Consider the following 16,487-nt stretch of genomic DNA (forward strand, 5'->3'; position numbering starts at 1 on the left):
GAGGCTTCGCAAAGGCGTTATACTGGCAGGAGGAATGGGCGGGGCTTCGCCCCATTGCAAATCTCAAAACCTAAATTGTAAATTTCGACGCGGGCTTTGACCCGCTTTAATTTTGCATTTTGACTTTTGCTCCGAAGGATGACGCTTGCGGAATAATTTGAAATTTGCAATGAGAGGGTGTTACCCTCGTTTTTGCACTTTACTCCGCAAGCGTCGTCACTTCGTGTGCAATGCGCGCGTCAGCGCGCACATCTCACTTGACTACTTCTCTCTTAGCTGTATGATGAGGCATGAAATTGCGCAAAGGAGTAATACTGGCCGGTGGCATGGGGACAAGGCTTGCTCCCCTGACTCAGGTGACGAATAAGCATCTCCTTCCTGTCTACGATAGACCGATGGTAACCTATCCGATCGAGAAGATGGTCCAGGCCGGTATCGAGGAGATACTTTTAGTCACCGGCGGTGAGTTCGCAGGCGATTTTTTGAGGCTCTTGGGCAACGGGAAATCGTTAGGGATAAAAAGACTCCACTACACCTACCAGGAAGGCCACGGAGGCATCGCTGAAGCGCTTTCGCTGGCCGAGGACTTCGCTGACAGCAAGCCGATTCTCGTAATCCTGGGCGACAACATCTTCAACGCTTCGATTTTACCTTTCGTGAAGAAGTACAACTCCCAAGGTACCGGTGCCATGATCCTTCTCAAGGAGGTCGCCGACGCGCACCGCTTCGGCGCGGCTACTGTGGAAGGTGATAGGATAGTAAAAATCACGGAGAAGCCAGCCAAGCCCGAGTCGAATCTGGCCGTGACCGGCATCTATTTCTACGACAAACGTGTGTTTGAGATAATCAAGGGCCTTTCGCCGTCGGTCCGCAACGAGCTTGAAATCACCGACGTGAACAACACCTACATCTCCTGTGACCAGATGCGCTGGGCTAAGCTTACCGGCTGGTGGAGTGACGCAGGGACGTTTGAATCTCTTTACCGGGCAACGGAGTTGGTGCGTAAATCCCGGCTTTCTGCGAAAGGAGAGAAGGGGAGGAGGACGGAAGGAGAACGGGAGGAGGGCGCGTGACGCTGGTACTGATAGACGGCCACTCCATCGCCTACCGGTCATACTTTGCTTACATCAAGAAACCACTCCGAGATTCGTCTGGCCGTAACACCTCCGCAATCTTCGGTTTCCTTCAGGCCATGGACAAGATTGCCGAGCATTATCCGACAGATCACATGGTCATAACCTTCGACGCAGGCAGGCGAGTGTTCCGCCACGAGCGGTTCGAAGATTATAAGAAAGACAGACCCCAGATGCCGGACGATCTGGTATGGCAGGTGCCCATGATCACGAGGGTAGCAAAACTGCAGGGATTACCCGTGCTCCTCAAAGAAGGATATGAAGCCGACGACATCATGGCCACCATCACAGATAAGCTTGCCAAGAACTTCTCCAAGGTGGTAATCGTTTCAGGCGACAAGGATCTCTATCAGCTGGTGAGCGGCAAGGTGGTGATCTATGACCCTTACAAGGACGAGGAGTTTGACCCTGAAAAGGTGAAGGGAAAGATGGGCGTTGGGCCTGAACGCATCACCGATCTTTTGGCCCTTATGGGCGACTCGGTAGACGGGGTGCCAGGTGTTCCGGGCATCGGCCCCAAGCGGGCAAAGGACTTGCTGGAAAAGTATGGTGATCTGGCAACCGCACTCCAAAAGGAAGAAAAGCTTGCCGAGCATCGGGAGGTTGCAGAGCTTTCCTACGAGCTTGTTCAGCTGCACCGCGACGTGCCGATTGAAGTTGACGAGGACTCACTCAAGCGCGCCGAACCGAACGACGCTGGACTTCAGGATATGTATAAAGAGCTTGGGTTTACCTCAAGGTTGTCCAGGATGAAGGTAAGGGATAAGACAGCGAAGCTGGAGATCACCAAGGGTGAGTTCAAACCCAAAAAGGGCGACCCCATATCCTTTATATTCGAGGAGAACTCCGGACAGCGCGATATGTTCGACGAAAGTGAGGAGGGGTGTTACGGGGGGTGTTACGGGTGGACGAGAATCCTGGCCTCAGACGGGTTCACGGTGGCGGAGATCACCGAAGATCAAGCGCGTAAACTATTTTCTGAGGAAGGCTACCCCAAGATTCTGTGGGCGGCCAAGCCTCTCATGCGAAAGGGCTATGAGATCAACGGGAAGTTGTGTGATCTGCACCTCATGGCGTTCGTCGAGAACTCCGATCTGTCGTTGAGAACCCTGGACAGGGTGTTGGTTCACACCGCGGGCAGACCCATCTCCTCCCCTGCTGACACCGCGAACCTGATGCACGAAGCCGCAGAGTATTATCGAAAGGAACTTGAGAACGTAGGCGCTTGGGACGTTTATGAGTCGATAGAGATACCCCTTATCCCGGTATTGACCAGGATGGAGAAGCGAGGGGTCAGGCTGGATACCTCATACTTCGGAAAATTAACCGATGGCTGGGAAGGCGAGTTAAAGAAGTTAGAGGAAGAAATCCATGCGATAGCAGAGCAAAAGTTCACCATAGGCTCGCCCAAGCAACTCTCAGAGGTACTTTTTGAAGACCTTGGCCTGCGCCCGCGCAAACGGACCAAGACCGGCTACTCCACCGCCGCCGAGGTGCTGGAGGCGATGGCGGACGAGCACCCCATCATCCCCAAGGTGCTCGAGTGGCGTGCCTTCTCCAAGCTCTTATCGACATATCTCAGACCTCTGGTTACCCTGGTGGATAAGGATTCAAGGATACATACGACATTCGACCAGACCGGTGCGGCCACCGGCAGGTTATCGACCAAGGACCCCAACCTTCAGAACATCCCTATCCGCGGTGAGCGTGGCCCACAGGTACGTGCAGGGTTTATCGCAAGCCCGGGATACAAACTCTTATCAGCCGACTACTCACAGATCGAGCTCCGGGTCCTCGCCCATGTGGCTGAAGATGAAGCACTTGCCAAGGTATTCCACAACGGCCGGGACGTGCATACTGAGACCTCGATGCGTATCTTCGGGGTTAAAGAGAAAGAAGTCACCCGCGACCACCGCCGCATGGCCAAGGCGATCAATTACGGGATAATCTACGGCATGGGTCCCTATGGGTTCGCGCGCCGAATGGGCGTGACCACCGAAGAGGCCTCGCTCTTCATCGAACGATACCTCGCTTCATTCCCCCAGGTTTCGGCTTGGCGGGAGCAGATTCTTGTGGACGCAAGGGAAAACGGATACGTATCCACGATAGCAGGAAGAGTCCGCCGACTCCCGGTTATCTCAGACCGCCCCGACATCGCCGAGCGCGCCGCACTCAACGCACCTATACAGGGGTCTGCTGCGGATATAATAAAAAAGGCGATGATTACGGTGGAGGCGGATTTAAATAAAGCAGGGATCGAACCGGGCATGCTTCTTCAGATCCACGACGAACTCTTGTTCGAGGCAAAGGAAAACCAGGTGGATAAGGCCAAGGAGATCATCCGAAAGGACATGGAGTCGGCCTGGAAACTTTCGGTGCCGCTGGAGGTGGAGATAGGGGTAGGTGATAACTGGGCGCAGGCGCATTAGGATTGGAAGATTCTAAGATTGGAAGATTACAAGATTCAAAGATTACAAGATTGGAAGATTGCTTTGGAGTGCAACAACCATGTTGTTGCGGCAACGAGCAAAGCTCGGTGCTTTCCGTGTGCTGTGTGGTTAAATAATTGAAGTATGAACTGGCAGCCGCCTAAGACACCCTATCTCACGGTTGACTGCATCATCAGATACAAGCAAGGGATTGTGCTGATCCAACGTAGGCATCCGCCCGAAGGCTGGGCCCTGCCCGGAGGATTCTGCGAGATCGGCGAGACGGTCGAGGACGCGGTGCGAAGGGAGACACGCGAGGAGACCGGGCTGGAGCTTGAGGGTTTAAAGCAGTTCCGCGTCTACTCCGACCCTGGCCGCGATTCCCGGTTCCACTCGGTGTCGGTCGTCTACACCGCCGACGGCAAAGGTGTGTTACGGGGCGGCAGCGATGCCAAGGTTGCAAGAGTGTTTAAGTTAGACGAGTTGCCGGAGGAGATTTGTTTTGATCATAGGGAGATAATTGAGGACTACGCCACATGTAGCGCGGGGCTTTAGCCCCGCTCCGAAAAAGCGAACCTGAAGGTTCGCGCTACATGCTTGACATACCAAAAGAATTGGATATATTTTGATATGAACAATTTTGAAAAGAAGTGGGCATGACATTTGGCGAAATTGCGGCGCTAGTTGCATCTTTAGTCTCAATAGGTATCGCCGTTACCGCCATTTGGCTGTCGATTAAATTTTATGAATTGTCTTCAAAGGCATCCAAGGGCATCGAAAAAGCCACAAAAGATATTGAGCATAGCGTAAGCAAATTGGAGCAAATATTCAACACCCTCTACAGCGACACCTTTGCGATGATGAAAGACACGGTTACAGAAATGCGCAAACATGCCTGGCCCAGCCAGCTTGATTCAGAAACCAGTCTGGATAAAAAAGCAGTAGACGAGGCGATTGACCGGAAGATTTCTTCCATAAAGAAAGAAGTAGATGGAAAAGTATTGACTATTCTCAAAAATCAAAACTTGACAGAATCTAAAATAAAACGAATAAGCACAGATCTAGATAGCCTGTTGGAAAAAACCCTATCTACAGTGAGGAAGGTCGAATACGAATCTAAAGCGGAACAGCTTAGAATATATATTTTGCGAGAGCTTCAAAAGCGACCAATCCCAATTACGGCTGAAAAATTAGTCGTACTAATGGATAGAGAGGGTTTTAGAATTAAATCTATATTAGAAGAATTAGAAGAAATGAAGGGAGAAAAACTCATAACATGGACAGGCAGGGATCTAAAACCCTCAACTAAAATTAAATTACTTTAAGCACAAGTTCTAATAGTCCGTTCTAAAAATCCTACATCCGTCCCCAACAGCTCAGAGTTGACAGTTCGTAGGGGCCGACTTTGACGTCTAAACGCCGCTTCGTGTAAGTCGGCCCGTTTCAATCAGCCGGGCTGACCTAAAGGTCAGCCCCTACGAGAACTTACACCGCGTATTAGATTGCTCACTGTGTTCGCCCTTCGGAGCCACGCTCCCTTCGGTCGCTCGCAATGACACCCCCACCCTACCCTACCCCATCAATGGGGAGGTAATTATATGCTCCCTTTTACCAAGCGGTAAAAAGACCGCAGAACAGGAACAGCCCTAGTGATCCCCGCGGCGTAGTGAAGCCGCGGCGTGGGGTAATAGTTACCCCTCCCTTGACGGGACAGCGTGCCCCTTGAGTGCTTTATGCGCTCATAGGGTAGGGGGTAGGGGGAGGGTGAAGAAACCCCAAATCACATTGACACATCCCCGCTCATGCGTATCCTACAATCAAAAACAAACCATAAGGAGGAACCTTGGCCATAACCATGAACGACTTCAAAAAGCTGGACCTGCGTGTAGCTGAGATTACCGAGGCCGAGAGGATTGAAGGTACCGACAAGCTCTTAAAGCTCAAGGTTACGCTCGGCATCGAGGAACGCCAGCTTGTGGCAGGCATCGCTCAGGACTACCCGCCTGAAGAGCTTGTAGGCAAACAGCTCATTGTGGTCGCCAACCTTGAGCCTGCAGTGATCCGCGGGGTCCAGTCGCAGGGGATGCTTCTTGCCGCGATGAGCCAGGGCAGGGTGATCCTGGCAACCATGGACGCCGAAACAGAACCCGGCTCCAAGATCCTTTAGGATGTTCGACACCCACACGCATCTGGCGCACCGCTCGTTCCGTGCCGATCGAGAGGAAACGTTCGAGCGAGCGCGCAAGGCAGGCGTTTCGCACATGCTTGAGATAAGCTGGGACGTAGCATCAAGCGAGCAAGCTTTAAGGTTTGCCGAGGATCACGAAGGCGTGTGGGTTGCTGTGGGCTACCATCCTCACGATTCAAAGGACGCCCGTAACACACCTGATTATCTACAAAGGCTTGAAGAGTTCAGTAAACATCAAAAGGTCAAGGCCATAGGCGAGATCGGGCTGGATTACTACCGGGATTTGTCACCGAGGAATGTCCAGAAACGAGTATTCATTGACCAGATCGAGCTGGCAGACGAGTTGAAACTACCCATGGTGATTCACTGTCGTGACGCGATGGATGAGGTGCTGCCGATAGTTGCCGAGCAAGGCTACTACCGGGGCGTTTTTCACTCGATTTCTGCAGACTCGGAGCAGGCACAGAAGATTGTGGGGCTGGGATTCTATCTTGGCATCAACGGGACGCTGACCTATGATAGCAAGAGGACCAAAAGCTGGCTGCCTCGGGTTCCGAAAGAGCGGTTGCTTATCGAGACCGACTGTCCCTACCTTGCGCCTGTCCCCTATCGTCGGCAGCGCAACGAACCCGCATACGTGAGATACGTGGCCGAGGCGGTAGCCAAGGTTTTACAGATTCCGACCGATGACGTCGCGCACATCACAGAAGACAATGGGGAAAGGCTGTTCGGTGGTGAAAGCTAAGATCAAACACGTAAAGCCCAAAAAGAAGCTGGGGCAGCACTTCCTGCGGCGCAAGGAGATAGCTGAGAAGATCGTTGATTCACTCCAAGCTACGGATAAAGACACGGTGGTAGAGGTCGGCGCTGGCACCGGTGAGCTTACCCGACTTATTATAAAGCAAGCAGGTAAGGTGGTTGCGGTTGAGGTTGACGAGACCTGCTTCCCTACCCTCCAGGTTCTTACCGATCTCCACGACAATCTGGAGCTTTTTCTTGAGGACGTGAGGAAGCTGAATCTTGCAGATTACGGAAAAGCGCTGATTCTAGGCAACCTCCCCTACCACCTCTCAGGCGAGATACTGTTCTGGCTGCTGGGACAGAGAAAGTATTGGCGGCGAGCGGTTCTTACAGTTCAGGCGGAGTTCGCGGCTCGCCTGGCAGCTGAGGTTGGCTCTCACGACTACTCGGCACTCTCGGTTATCGCCCAGACCTTTATCACTACCGAAAAGCTTTTCGACATCCCTGCCGAAGCCTTCGTACCGCCCCCCAAGGTGAAATCAACTACTATAAGGACCGAGCCTCTTGATGAGGTTGAATTGCCGGTATCTGAGGATGAATTCGCAGGGTTCGTCCGCTCGTGCTTTGCCCATCGCCGCAAGAGGCTTGCCAACAACCTGAAGATGATGGGTATACCCACTCCAGACAAGCTTTTAGAAGAACTGGGGCATACACCAACCGTGCGCCCACAGGAGCTTTCTGCACATAACTACGTTAAGCTTATTAACGCTGCTCGTTAGCGCGTTCGGCTCGGACACGGTTATCGTCTACTCGTCCGGGTATAACAACGTGCTGCAACGCGGGGTATGGAACAGCGTTTACTTTGAGCGTAAACTGGGAAAAGAACTCTCCCTGACCCTGGATGAGTGGTATTCAATGAGCTGGGACTCTCTATCCAATGACCTTCGTCACAGCGCGTATAACACCGTAGGTGTAATCTACAATCCTGCCCAGTGGCTCAGGATCAAAAGCGGACTCACCGGCTCTCGTTCACTGACGGAAGAAGCCGACGGCAGCCAGGGCTACACCCGGTACGCCTCCGAAGGTTTCATAAGAACCACAACGTCAACAGACCTCCTCTACTCCGATTATGAACTAAGATACGGCAAGGAACGTTCCGCCATCTCAGGTCCTGAAGCGGGATGGTCTATTGACGAGATAAAAAAGGACGCAGCCACCATAAAAATCCGTACAGATCCATGTACCCTGAGTATCTACCATCATCTGAATCGCCACACCACCTGGTCAGATGGCGGTGACACCCTGCAAGTAACGCTCGCACGTATCCCTTTCCTTAAAGGCTACCTCTTAAGCGGAACCGAGTTCGGCCGCCGCCGCACCAAAGGCTACTCAGACTACGAGGAACTTGGGGCTAAGTTCTGGGTCAGGGATACGCTGAGAATTACCCCACATATAGGGCTCTCTATCGGCGCTTCCTACATGCTGGATACGCTTACAAACAACCTGTGGGAGGATCTAACATACAGCGAGGAGGAGCACAACCTGAGCGCACGCGTAAGTTATGCCCCATTCAAACGGACAAACCTCCAGATTGAGCTGAGAAACGAACAAAACTTTCACGACCAGGTTGACGACTACTACGATGAAGAATCCTTTAAGCACTTCTTCACCGGTAGTATCTCGCACAACTTCTACAGACGCCCCGCGCAAGCGCGGAATATATGGGACAGGGCTGTCAACTTCATCTCACCCGGATCGATCCTCTTCTCTCACAGCTTATCACTTGAGCGCATCTTTACACCCGACTCGGCCAACGCCCTTGATCGGGATAACTTCAAAGAGCGCCTTAGCCTTTCAGCAACACTGAGACCAGGGGAAAACCTCTCCACATACTTTACTCTGAGTCATTACATCCAGCGCACACACTACACGGACACAATCAACACAAGTTATGCCGGGAGTTCAAACGAACGCAGATCCAGCAACGCCACGTGGAATCTTAACCTTGAGGTTCCCCGCTACCTGGCTATATCAAACTCGGCAAACCTCTACTTTGATTGGACAAGATACTATAACGATTCCACCCTGAACAGGGCCGACAGAACCTGGAAGGAGCAAATCTCTGCGAGCGTGTTCCCGCAAGCTGCGCTAGAGCCGGGTGTAAATTTGGGCTGGGAGCGTTACGAAAACTGGCGCGTGATCTCAGGCGCATTGGTGCGTAGGGGTCTTAAGGATGTATTTGAGCAACGTTACAGCATCTCTTTTGTCCAGAAACGCAAAGAGGCGGCACCCAGATGGTGGTCGCAACCATATTGGGAGCGGGAGTGGTTAAGAATCACAGGATTTGCAGGGATAAGGATGGAAATAACACCTGCCGAACCCCAGGGGTTGTGGCAAGAAAGCCGGTTTGCAGGGATAGAAATCTCGGCTTGTCCATGGCCCTACCTTTCATTAAACGGCAGGATAAAATTTACAAGGAGCAACTATGAAGTGCCTTTTGAGGCTTCTTGCTTCCTCAGCAGTTCTTTCTAGTTTGCTGGCAGGATGCAACCTCTTTAATCCCGAAGAGTACGCTGAAGATCTCAACCCCGTGGACTCCATGGCCGTCTTCCGCAATCTAGTTAACGCCCACAACACACTTGACTACGAGGCGTTCCTTTTATGCCTGGACCCAGCCACCTTCCGCTTCGTTCCGAAAGACACTACCCAGGGCACATACTATAAACCGTGGGGCTATGCGGATGAGGACACGTTGACCTCCACCATGTTCAAGGAATTCAAAAGCGAACGTCAGATCCCTCCTCTCCTCCTTCAGGTAGACACGACCTACTTCTCAGCCACAGACACCCTCGCCTACCTGTGTGCAAACTACCTCCTGATTACGCCTCTGAAGGAGTATGACACCCTTGGCGGAGGATTAGAGTTGGAGATTCTAAAGCGTGGAAACTACTGGTACATATCAACCTGGAAGGACGTAGCAGGCGAAACCCTATTTGTGGAGCACGAGACAGAAGAAGGCGAAACCACAATAGATACAATCCCCCCGAAGATAACCGAACATGACTGGAGCGATCTTAAGGTTTACTTCCGCATGTAGGTCGGCAGGTAGTTGTAGAAGTTATTGCTCCAAGACAGATGCAATTTCTCTTGCCGCCCTGCGCATATCAAGGAGGATCAATCCAAGATTGGCACCGTGATGGGTTATGGCTACAAGAAGCGCGGACGCTCCAGACCGCATGATTAATATGTATCCTTTTGGTGCCCTGATATGCACCTCGGTAGGTTCCCCCTTGTCGAACTCCTCGGCGGTGCGGCTAGTTACCGTAGCAGCCGCCGCACATATAGCAGAGAGACGCTCCTCATCAAGATTGGCGGCAAGCGAAGAAGCAATAACCAAACCCTCGTTTGTAGCTACTGCAGTGCCCTGGATGTCCGTATCCATCGTCCTTAATCTTTCCAGCATCTCGTGTATCTTCTCTGCCCGCGATTGGTTCATCGCTTCCTCCTTTAGAACATTTAATTATTACACAAAATCAGGCCTGTGTCAAGGGGTGAGTTTTATGCTCCTTTCGTCGGAGGAGGAAAGATCAAAGATACCCTCTGCCCGCCCTCCTACACCCTCTACGCTAAGCGTGATAACAGAGATTGGAGTGGATGCGTTACTACAGCAGGCTACCTGAAAACAGCGACTACATACATAAATGAAGACGCTAAAGGCCAAATCGCAGAACTCTGTGATGCCACTGAAGAAATCTACGGCTACGATGAAGAAAGTTTTCTGGAGGTTGAGATCTCACCTACAGACGAGGATGCCATCAAGGATAATCTTTGCGATCATGAGTACTTCCAAATCCTTTGGATCGAAGTTTGGCGAGAACACATTCCTGCATACAAACCTTGGAGGGGCCAACACCAGGAAGAAGCCTGTAAATACAGATGGCATCTCACTTTTGAGTAACAACCCCTAGAAGATTAGGAGAGAGGAGGTGGTTGCCTCCTCTCTCCTAACTTAGAACGTTAGTTCTTTACTGTGATCCGCTCGAAATGGACTGGGTTGCAGCTACTTTAAAGCATTGACAGCGAAGTTCTATTTGCTATACTCGAACCTTAAAGGAGAAAAAAGATGAGATGTAAAACCAGTGTGTCAGTAATCGTAAGTTGGCTCGTGTTTCTTTCCTTTTCGCAGGCCGACTCAATCACACACTCTGAACAGTTTTTTTTCACACCTGACTCAACCACCACAGATATTACAGAAGGTGTAAAAATAATTAACAAGATTTACAAATATACTTGGCGTCCACGAAGTAATACCATGGGTGATGGCGGGTTTTCCTTGCCGTTGCGGAATCTGTGTTTTCGCCATGACAGCATCCCCCTTTGTCTGGAATTATACGACTCCATGGGAATGCCAGTAGTGGGGCAAACGTGTAATCTGTTTGTTAAATCAAAAGAAGCCTTAGCCTTAGAAGTGGTTTCCGACGATTTCGGCCAGTTAATCTTCTGGATTCCAGCTCCCAAGCGAAAAAGTAAATATCAACTCAGTGTACTCTCAGACCAACCTGTTGCATTCCACATTAGTTTTACCGGCGATGATTTGGTTGACCCACGTTCGGGTTTTGAAACGGGTGAGGATTTACTTATGATGAAGCAGGATAGGGTTAAAGTGCTCTACCCTGAAGGCAGTGAAACCGAGGCCTCTGAAATATTGGCTGCGCTTAAAGAGGGGCAGAAGATTATAGACAGCATAACCAAAATGGATTTGGAGCCGTTAAAGATAATAATGACCGATAAACCTGAAGCATTCCAGATCGGCGGTTGGGGCTCATCGTTTGAGCCTGCAATGGGTGATAAGTACCAGGTTTGGCCGCACGAGTGGGTCGAAGGTTCCCTTTCGCATTTCTACGGAATATACAAAGCGGATCCTAAAAACCGCTGGATTGGTGATGGGTTGGCTAACTACCTATCTTTGATCATCTGTAATGAATTTTACCCGTTAGGTTCAAACTTTCTCAGGTTCTATGTCACTTCAGCCGACTCCAATAAGATTTTCGATCTCAGGACCTGGGACACTGGATCGCCTAAGGATTTCAGTTCGAAGAAAACAATAGGGATAAGCGGTTATGCTATTGCGCCTTACTTCTGGGCAAAGGTGGTAGAGAAATCAGGAAACCCCTCTATAATCGCCATGTTTCTCTCCGAATACAAAAAGCAGGAGGATAAAAGCCAGAAAGCCGCTATTGAGCTCCTGTCCCGTCTGAGCGAACTTGATATAGATAAGGAGATGGTAATCACCGGCAAGGAGTATTTGGATAATGTAGTACGTTACTGGCCTGCCGCCGCTACCCCTAATAATATGACCTTAATTCCAGGCGGTTCTTTCTATATGGGTGACTCTTCTTCTGGTGTTTCTTCTGTTCGTAAGGTCTATCTTTCTAGTTTCTTCCTTGATAGATACGAAGTCAACAACAGGCAATTCTGTGAGTTCTTGAATGCAATGGGCAACCAGAAGGAGGGTGGTTCATACTGGCTTGATGAAACCAGCAATCCGGACATCCTATCGGAAAATGGGAAATACTACGTAAGAAAGAGGCGTGAGAATTACCCGGTTTGCCATGTAAGTTGGTATGGCGCTGCGGCTTACGCGAAATGGGCGGGAAAGCGACTCCCCACCGAAGCGGAATGGGAATATGCGGCAAGCAATGGAGGAACTACCATTTATCCGTGGGGCAACGAGTGGCACGACGACAACTGCAACTGGAGTGGAGATAAAAAATATGATAACCGTGGTGGCAGTGAGTTCACACTTCCTGTCTTTCTGTATTACGATGCAAGAAGCGAGTATGGTTGCTGTAACATGGTGGGCAACGTGTTCGAGTGGGTTCAGGACTGGCAAGCGCCTTATAATCCCGCTGACACGATCAATCCCCAAGGGCCTACGGACGGTGAGGATAAGGTCCATCGGGGCGGATGCTATAAGTATCCAAAGGAATGGCAGAACAGATACGTCCGTATCGGCGGACGTCCTTCGGTCAGCTATCCTTGCGTTGGCTTCCGCTGTGCAATGGATGTGCCAAAGTAGCCTGTAGTGCGAACCTCAGCGTGCCCCGTCGGGTGTCAGGTTCGCTTAACTCAGGCGAGGCATGCCTCGCCCTCAATACTACAGCGAGAGGAACACGATCGCTGCAATGGCGGATGCGATGCCAACGATGCGCTTCCAGGTTAAAGGCTCATTGAAGAAGATGATTGAGAAGACGACAATCACCAGGACGTACTGGGAGGTGAGGGGGACGACGACGTTTAGAGGTCCGCCCTTCTGAATCGCCCGGTTGAAGGCAAGTGCGGCAACCAAGGCGCCGATCCCGGCAAGGGCCGCGAAGAGCACGTAGCGGTCGAAGCGCCAGGTGAAAGGGCCGATTCCCAGAGCCAACGCCAGGGGAAGGGCGGATATTGAGCCCACAAGCAGCGCCGCACGCCAGTCAAGCTGCTTCAGGGCAAACTTTAAGAGTATCCCCCACGCACCCCAGCCAAGTATCGCTATCACTGATAGCACCCGCCAGTCAGAAAAAAGATGCTTCATAGGAAATTCTACGGCTTATTTGTCTCCCCGTCAACTCGAAAACAGTTGGCTCAAGGGGTTGACAAATTGTCATTAACACCTTATATTTTGGCAGCGAAGGAGGTAATATGGCTAGAACGCGTTACTTTTTCTTCGAGGCGCTGAGGCGGATGGGTAACTCCCTCTTCAGCTTCTTCTCTCGCTGTGAAGAACGAGGTATCATGCCCAGGGCGGCCCGCTGGATCAAGGTCTCGGTTCTCAGCGCATTCATTGCAGGGATAAGCGCCCTCAGTGCCGCAAGCATGCTTAACTGCATCACCTGTTACTTACCGATAGAGACGCAACCCGTTGTTGAATCTGCCTCTGTAACCCCTAATCCCACCGCTGGCAACGACTCGGTAACGGTCAAAGCTAACACGCGTATTCCCAATCCCCCAAGAGACGAAGAATACTACATCGAGAAGGCCATTTGTATCCTGGATGACGATACTACTGAGATGAGTATCCAGGAAAGTGATCTAGAAGGAAGAAAGAAAATCGAAGCCCGACTCTACGTAGGGGATTTGGGCACAGGTCTCTGGTACGTCTATGTAAAGGCCAGCAATAATCACGATGAATGGGGCGAAGATAAGGTCGATCTGGAGGTAACAGAGGCGCAGTAGCTCCTTATCCTAAAAGAGACGCGATTGGATGAAATCGATGGGAGATGAGAGGCGGTGTCTTGCAATCCTGACCTGAGGCGATATTATTCCACATGCCGATCCTAATTGCCTTAACCGGAGCTGATGGGTGAACCAATCCCAAAAACGCCAAGAGATAGTAATCTTCGAGGCAACCCAGCGCTGCGACCTTACCTGCCGGTTCTGCTACAACGTCTGGCATAAGCACCCGAAAACTCGACATGACGATCTTGACCCGCCAGGGACGCGGGAGCTTTTGGCAAAGCTTCTTTCCGAAGCCAAGCCTTCCAACTTCACCATAAGTGGGGGCGAACCCCTGCTGCGCAAGGATTTGGTGGATATCGTTCTCCAGGCCGGCTTGAGCGGAGCGCAAGTAACCCTCATAACCAACGGACAAAAACTGGATAAAAGGACGGCAAAAAGGCTGGTTCGAGCAGGGGTGAATACGTTCGAGATTCAGCTCTTATCCGATAGACCGGATGAGCACGAGTACCTGCAAGGGGTCAAAGGGAGTTTTGAAAGAGCACTGGCCGGCATCGAAGCGGTGCTTTCCACCAGGGCGCGAATGGTGGCCGCGTTCGTTGCTACCAAGGTGAACCTACCTCGACTAGAAGAAACGTTGAGGCTTGTTCACAAGATAGGCGTTCACGGGGTTATGCTCAACCGGTTCAATCCAGGGGGGCGGGGTCTGGATCACATTACCGAGCTATCCCCCACCCCCCATGAAGTGCTACATATGCTTCAGGTAGCAGAAGATTTCGCCGTGCGCTACCGCTTTCCTATAAGCTGCTCCATACCTATACCCATCTGCCTGGTGGACACGAAACGTTTTCCCCACTTGGGGTTCGGATTCTGCTCCGCGGGAGAAGAGATGAGCTATCCCACCCTGGACTCGGTGGGCAATCTGCGTCCCTGCAACCACTCTCCGCTGGTGCTGGGCAACCTTTTCGAGAAAGGCTTCTGGGAGCTTATGGACTCGCCGAAAAGGAGGAAATTCATCCACACCATCCCCCGGATATGCCAAGGATGCAAGGATTTGGATGAGTGTAAAGCCTCCTGCCGCGCGGCGGGGATAGAGTGCGCAGGCCAAGAACCTCTTCTTGCCCAGATAAAAGCCCTGGATAAGTGATAGCCAGGGTCAACCAGGGATTTCGCCACTTGACAAGAGCGAAAGGATAACTTATATTCATGGGTAAATATAAAGACCCTCGCGTGATCCCAGAGGCTTCACGTAGGGAAGCCGCAGGGCGAGTAAACGCCGGTTGTCCGGCAAAACAAGGAGGTCTATCATGGGTAGGAAGTCTTTGTTTGTTCTACTGGCGGCAGCGATGCTTGCCGTCATCCCTCAGATAATCCACGCCGGCTGGATTAAAACCTACGGGGCTGGTGGGGAGTACGGTCGTTCGGTTCGACAGACTACCGACGGCGGCTACATTATCACCGGGTACACGTGGGTCTCTGGCGCCGGGCTATATGATATCTGGCTTCTCAAAACTGACGCCAACGGCGATACCCTGTGGACCAAAACCTATGGCGGAGAGGGTCGGGAACGGGCGAATTGTGTTCAGCAAACAAGCGATGGGGAATATATAATTGTTGGAATCACCGAATCCTTCGCTACTGCCGGATCCCAGGATCTTTGGCTTCTCAAAACTGACTCCGAAGGTGACACCTTGTGGACCCGAATCTATGGGGTGGATGGAGGCGAATTTGATGCTGATTATGGCAGCTTCGTACTAGAAACCCCAGATGGCGGTTACATCGTTGTGGGAACTAAGATGTGCATTGCGGAAGAGTATGCCAGCTACGTTTGGTTGCTCAAGACCGATGCTTCGGGCGATACCTTGTGGACACATACCTACCATTCGGAGGCACGTTGGGGCTGGAACTGGAGCTCTTGCGTGGGGCAAACCTCTGACGGCGGATACATACTCACAGGAAGTTCAAGTCTCCCTAATGAAGGATGTCAAGGTCTCTCGCTGATCAAGACCGACACGAACGGTGATACCATGTGGACTCGGATGTACGGAGGAGAAGAAAGTCCTGCATGTGGCAGATGCGTTCAGCAAACCCCTGAAGGCGGATACGTCATAGTCGGGGCTTGGGGAATCCCTGAGCCACCTAACCATTGGGTGAAGTTTGATTTTTGGCTGCTCAAGACGGATGAGAATAGAGATACCCTGTGGACACCCACCTACGACTGGGAAGATTCGGACCATGCTAAGTGCCTTGATCAGACCTCGGACGGCGGCTACATCATTGTCGGGTGGAAAGGCGGCGCATCACCAGGTACTCCCTACTATATGTGGTTGGCTAAAACCGACGAAGCAGGCGATACCCTTTGGACGCGCACCTTTGGGGAGTACAGTTCTTCAGGTGAATGCGTTCATCAGACCCCTGACGGTGGCTACATCATCACCGGCCACATGGATAATGATCTTTGCCTGATCAAAACCGATTCCCTTGGCTACGTGAGTGCTGTAGAGGAACCGGTTGTTGACGCGACAGCGAACTGGCATATCCTCTCCGCCATTGGCCGCAGCATCGTTCTTCAATACAAAGACCTGCCCCAGGGCTTCCACGTACAGGTGTTCGATGCCACAGGCCGCAAGGTGGATGAGATAGAATCCCCAGCTCAAAACGGGGTTTTGAGGTGGGGAGAAAATCACAGCCCTGGTGTTTACTTCATTGTGCTTACTGACAAAGAGGTGTCAGTCCAAAAGGTTATCCTGATTAAATAATCCCCTTCCCCTAACCCCT

General features: G+C 51.5%; 16 protein-coding genes. 14 read left to right on the plus strand and 2 right to left on the minus strand.

All coding sequences use genetic code 11. The annotated features are described in order from the left end of the window. Positions 1 to 290 precede the first annotated feature (290 nt). From CEE36_10125 to CEE36_10165, 9 genes are all read left to right on the plus strand, one after another. The gene (locus CEE36_10125; GenBank protein TKJ39878.1) at positions 291 to 1,073 is read left to right on the plus strand and encodes a spore coat protein; all 783 of its coding nucleotides are present in this window, start codon (positions 291 to 293) and stop codon (positions 1,071 to 1,073) included. After that, positions 1,007 to 3,562, plus strand: coding sequence for a DNA polymerase I (locus tag CEE36_10130; protein ID TKJ39879.1), 2,556 nt, complete (start codon positions 1,007 to 1,009; stop codon positions 3,560 to 3,562). Before CEE36_10125 ends, CEE36_10130 begins: the two co-directional genes overlap by 67 nt. Positions 3,563 to 3,706: 144 nt before the next feature. Further along, a complete protein-coding gene (locus CEE36_10135) occupies positions 3,707 to 4,117 on the plus strand; it encodes a hypothetical protein (GenBank protein ID TKJ39880.1) in 411 nt (136 codons plus the stop codon). A 101-nt stretch (positions 4,118 to 4,218) separates the two neighbouring features. Continuing rightward, positions 4,219 to 4,887 (plus strand): hypothetical protein, encoded by a 669-nt coding sequence (locus CEE36_10140; GenBank protein ID TKJ39881.1) that lies wholly within the window; start codon positions 4,219 to 4,221, stop codon positions 4,885 to 4,887. Positions 4,888 to 5,417: 530 nt separating this feature from the next. After that, complete coding sequence (gene metG / locus CEE36_10145; protein TKJ39893.1) at positions 5,418 to 5,729, plus strand: methionine--tRNA ligase subunit beta; 312 nt, start codon at positions 5,418 to 5,420, stop codon at positions 5,727 to 5,729. Between the two features lies 1 nt (position 5,730). Then, a complete protein-coding gene (locus CEE36_10150; protein ID TKJ39882.1) occupies positions 5,731 to 6,495 on the plus strand; it encodes a hydrolase TatD in 765 nt (254 codons plus the stop codon). Next, positions 6,437 to 7,270 carry a ribosomal RNA small subunit methyltransferase A gene (gene rsmA / locus CEE36_10155; protein TKJ39883.1) on the plus strand — a complete coding sequence of 278 codons (834 nt, stop codon included), beginning with the start codon at positions 6,437 to 6,439 and terminating at the stop codon, positions 7,268 to 7,270. Before CEE36_10150 ends, rsmA begins: the two co-directional genes overlap by 59 nt. A gap of 49 nt (positions 7,271 to 7,319) precedes the next feature. After that, positions 7,320 to 9,023 carry a hypothetical protein gene (locus CEE36_10160; protein ID TKJ39884.1) on the plus strand — a complete coding sequence of 568 codons (1,704 nt, stop codon included), beginning with the start codon at positions 7,320 to 7,322 and terminating at the stop codon, positions 9,021 to 9,023. 1 nt (position 9,024) lies between these two features. Then, positions 9,025 to 9,588: a hypothetical protein gene (locus tag CEE36_10165; GenBank protein TKJ39885.1), complete on the plus strand. Its 564-nt coding sequence runs from the start codon at positions 9,025 to 9,027 to the stop codon at positions 9,586 to 9,588. A gap of 21 nt (positions 9,589 to 9,609) precedes the next feature. Here CEE36_10165 and CEE36_10170 read toward each other — a convergent pair whose 3' ends face one another. Next, positions 9,610 to 9,987: a hypothetical protein gene (locus CEE36_10170; GenBank protein TKJ39886.1), complete on the minus strand. Its 378-nt coding sequence runs from the start codon at positions 9,985 to 9,987 to the stop codon at positions 9,610 to 9,612. A 45-nt stretch (positions 9,988 to 10,032) separates the two neighbouring features. Here CEE36_10170 and CEE36_10175 point away from each other — a divergent pair, with 45 nt between their 5' ends. Beyond that, positions 10,033 to 10,449 carry a hypothetical protein gene (locus CEE36_10175; protein ID TKJ39887.1) on the plus strand — a complete coding sequence of 139 codons (417 nt, stop codon included), beginning with the start codon at positions 10,033 to 10,035 and terminating at the stop codon, positions 10,447 to 10,449. Positions 10,450 to 10,614: 165 nt separating this feature from the next. After that, a complete protein-coding gene (locus tag CEE36_10180; GenBank protein ID TKJ39888.1) occupies positions 10,615 to 12,570 on the plus strand; it encodes a hypothetical protein in 1,956 nt (651 codons plus the stop codon). A gap of 78 nt (positions 12,571 to 12,648) precedes the next feature. Here CEE36_10180 and CEE36_10185 read toward each other — a convergent pair whose 3' ends face one another. Continuing rightward, a complete protein-coding gene (locus CEE36_10185) occupies positions 12,649 to 13,068 on the minus strand; it encodes a hypothetical protein (GenBank protein ID TKJ39889.1) in 420 nt (139 codons plus the stop codon). 107 nt (positions 13,069 to 13,175) lie between these two features. On the opposite strand from CEE36_10185, the gene CEE36_10190 reads away from it, so the two are divergent. The 3 genes from CEE36_10190 (at position 13,176) to CEE36_10200 (ending at position 16,468) form a co-directional block, all read left to right on the plus strand. Beyond that, entirely contained in the window at positions 13,176 to 13,709 is a 534-nt protein-coding gene (locus tag CEE36_10190; GenBank protein ID TKJ39890.1) for a hypothetical protein, read from the plus strand. A gap of 127 nt (positions 13,710 to 13,836) precedes the next feature. Continuing rightward, positions 13,837 to 14,856 (plus strand): hypothetical protein, encoded by a 1,020-nt coding sequence (locus CEE36_10195; protein ID TKJ39891.1) that lies wholly within the window; start codon positions 13,837 to 13,839, stop codon positions 14,854 to 14,856. Between the two features lie 160 nt (positions 14,857 to 15,016). Further along, complete coding sequence (locus CEE36_10200) at positions 15,017 to 16,468, plus strand: hypothetical protein (protein TKJ39892.1); 1,452 nt, start codon at positions 15,017 to 15,019, stop codon at positions 16,466 to 16,468. The last annotated feature ends 19 nt before the right edge of the window (positions 16,469 to 16,487 follow it).

The organism is candidate division TA06 bacterium B3_TA06, from assembly GCA_005223075.1.
Taxonomy (GTDB): Bacteria; Hydrothermota; Tepidihabitantia; order B3-TA06; family B3-TA06; genus B3-TA06.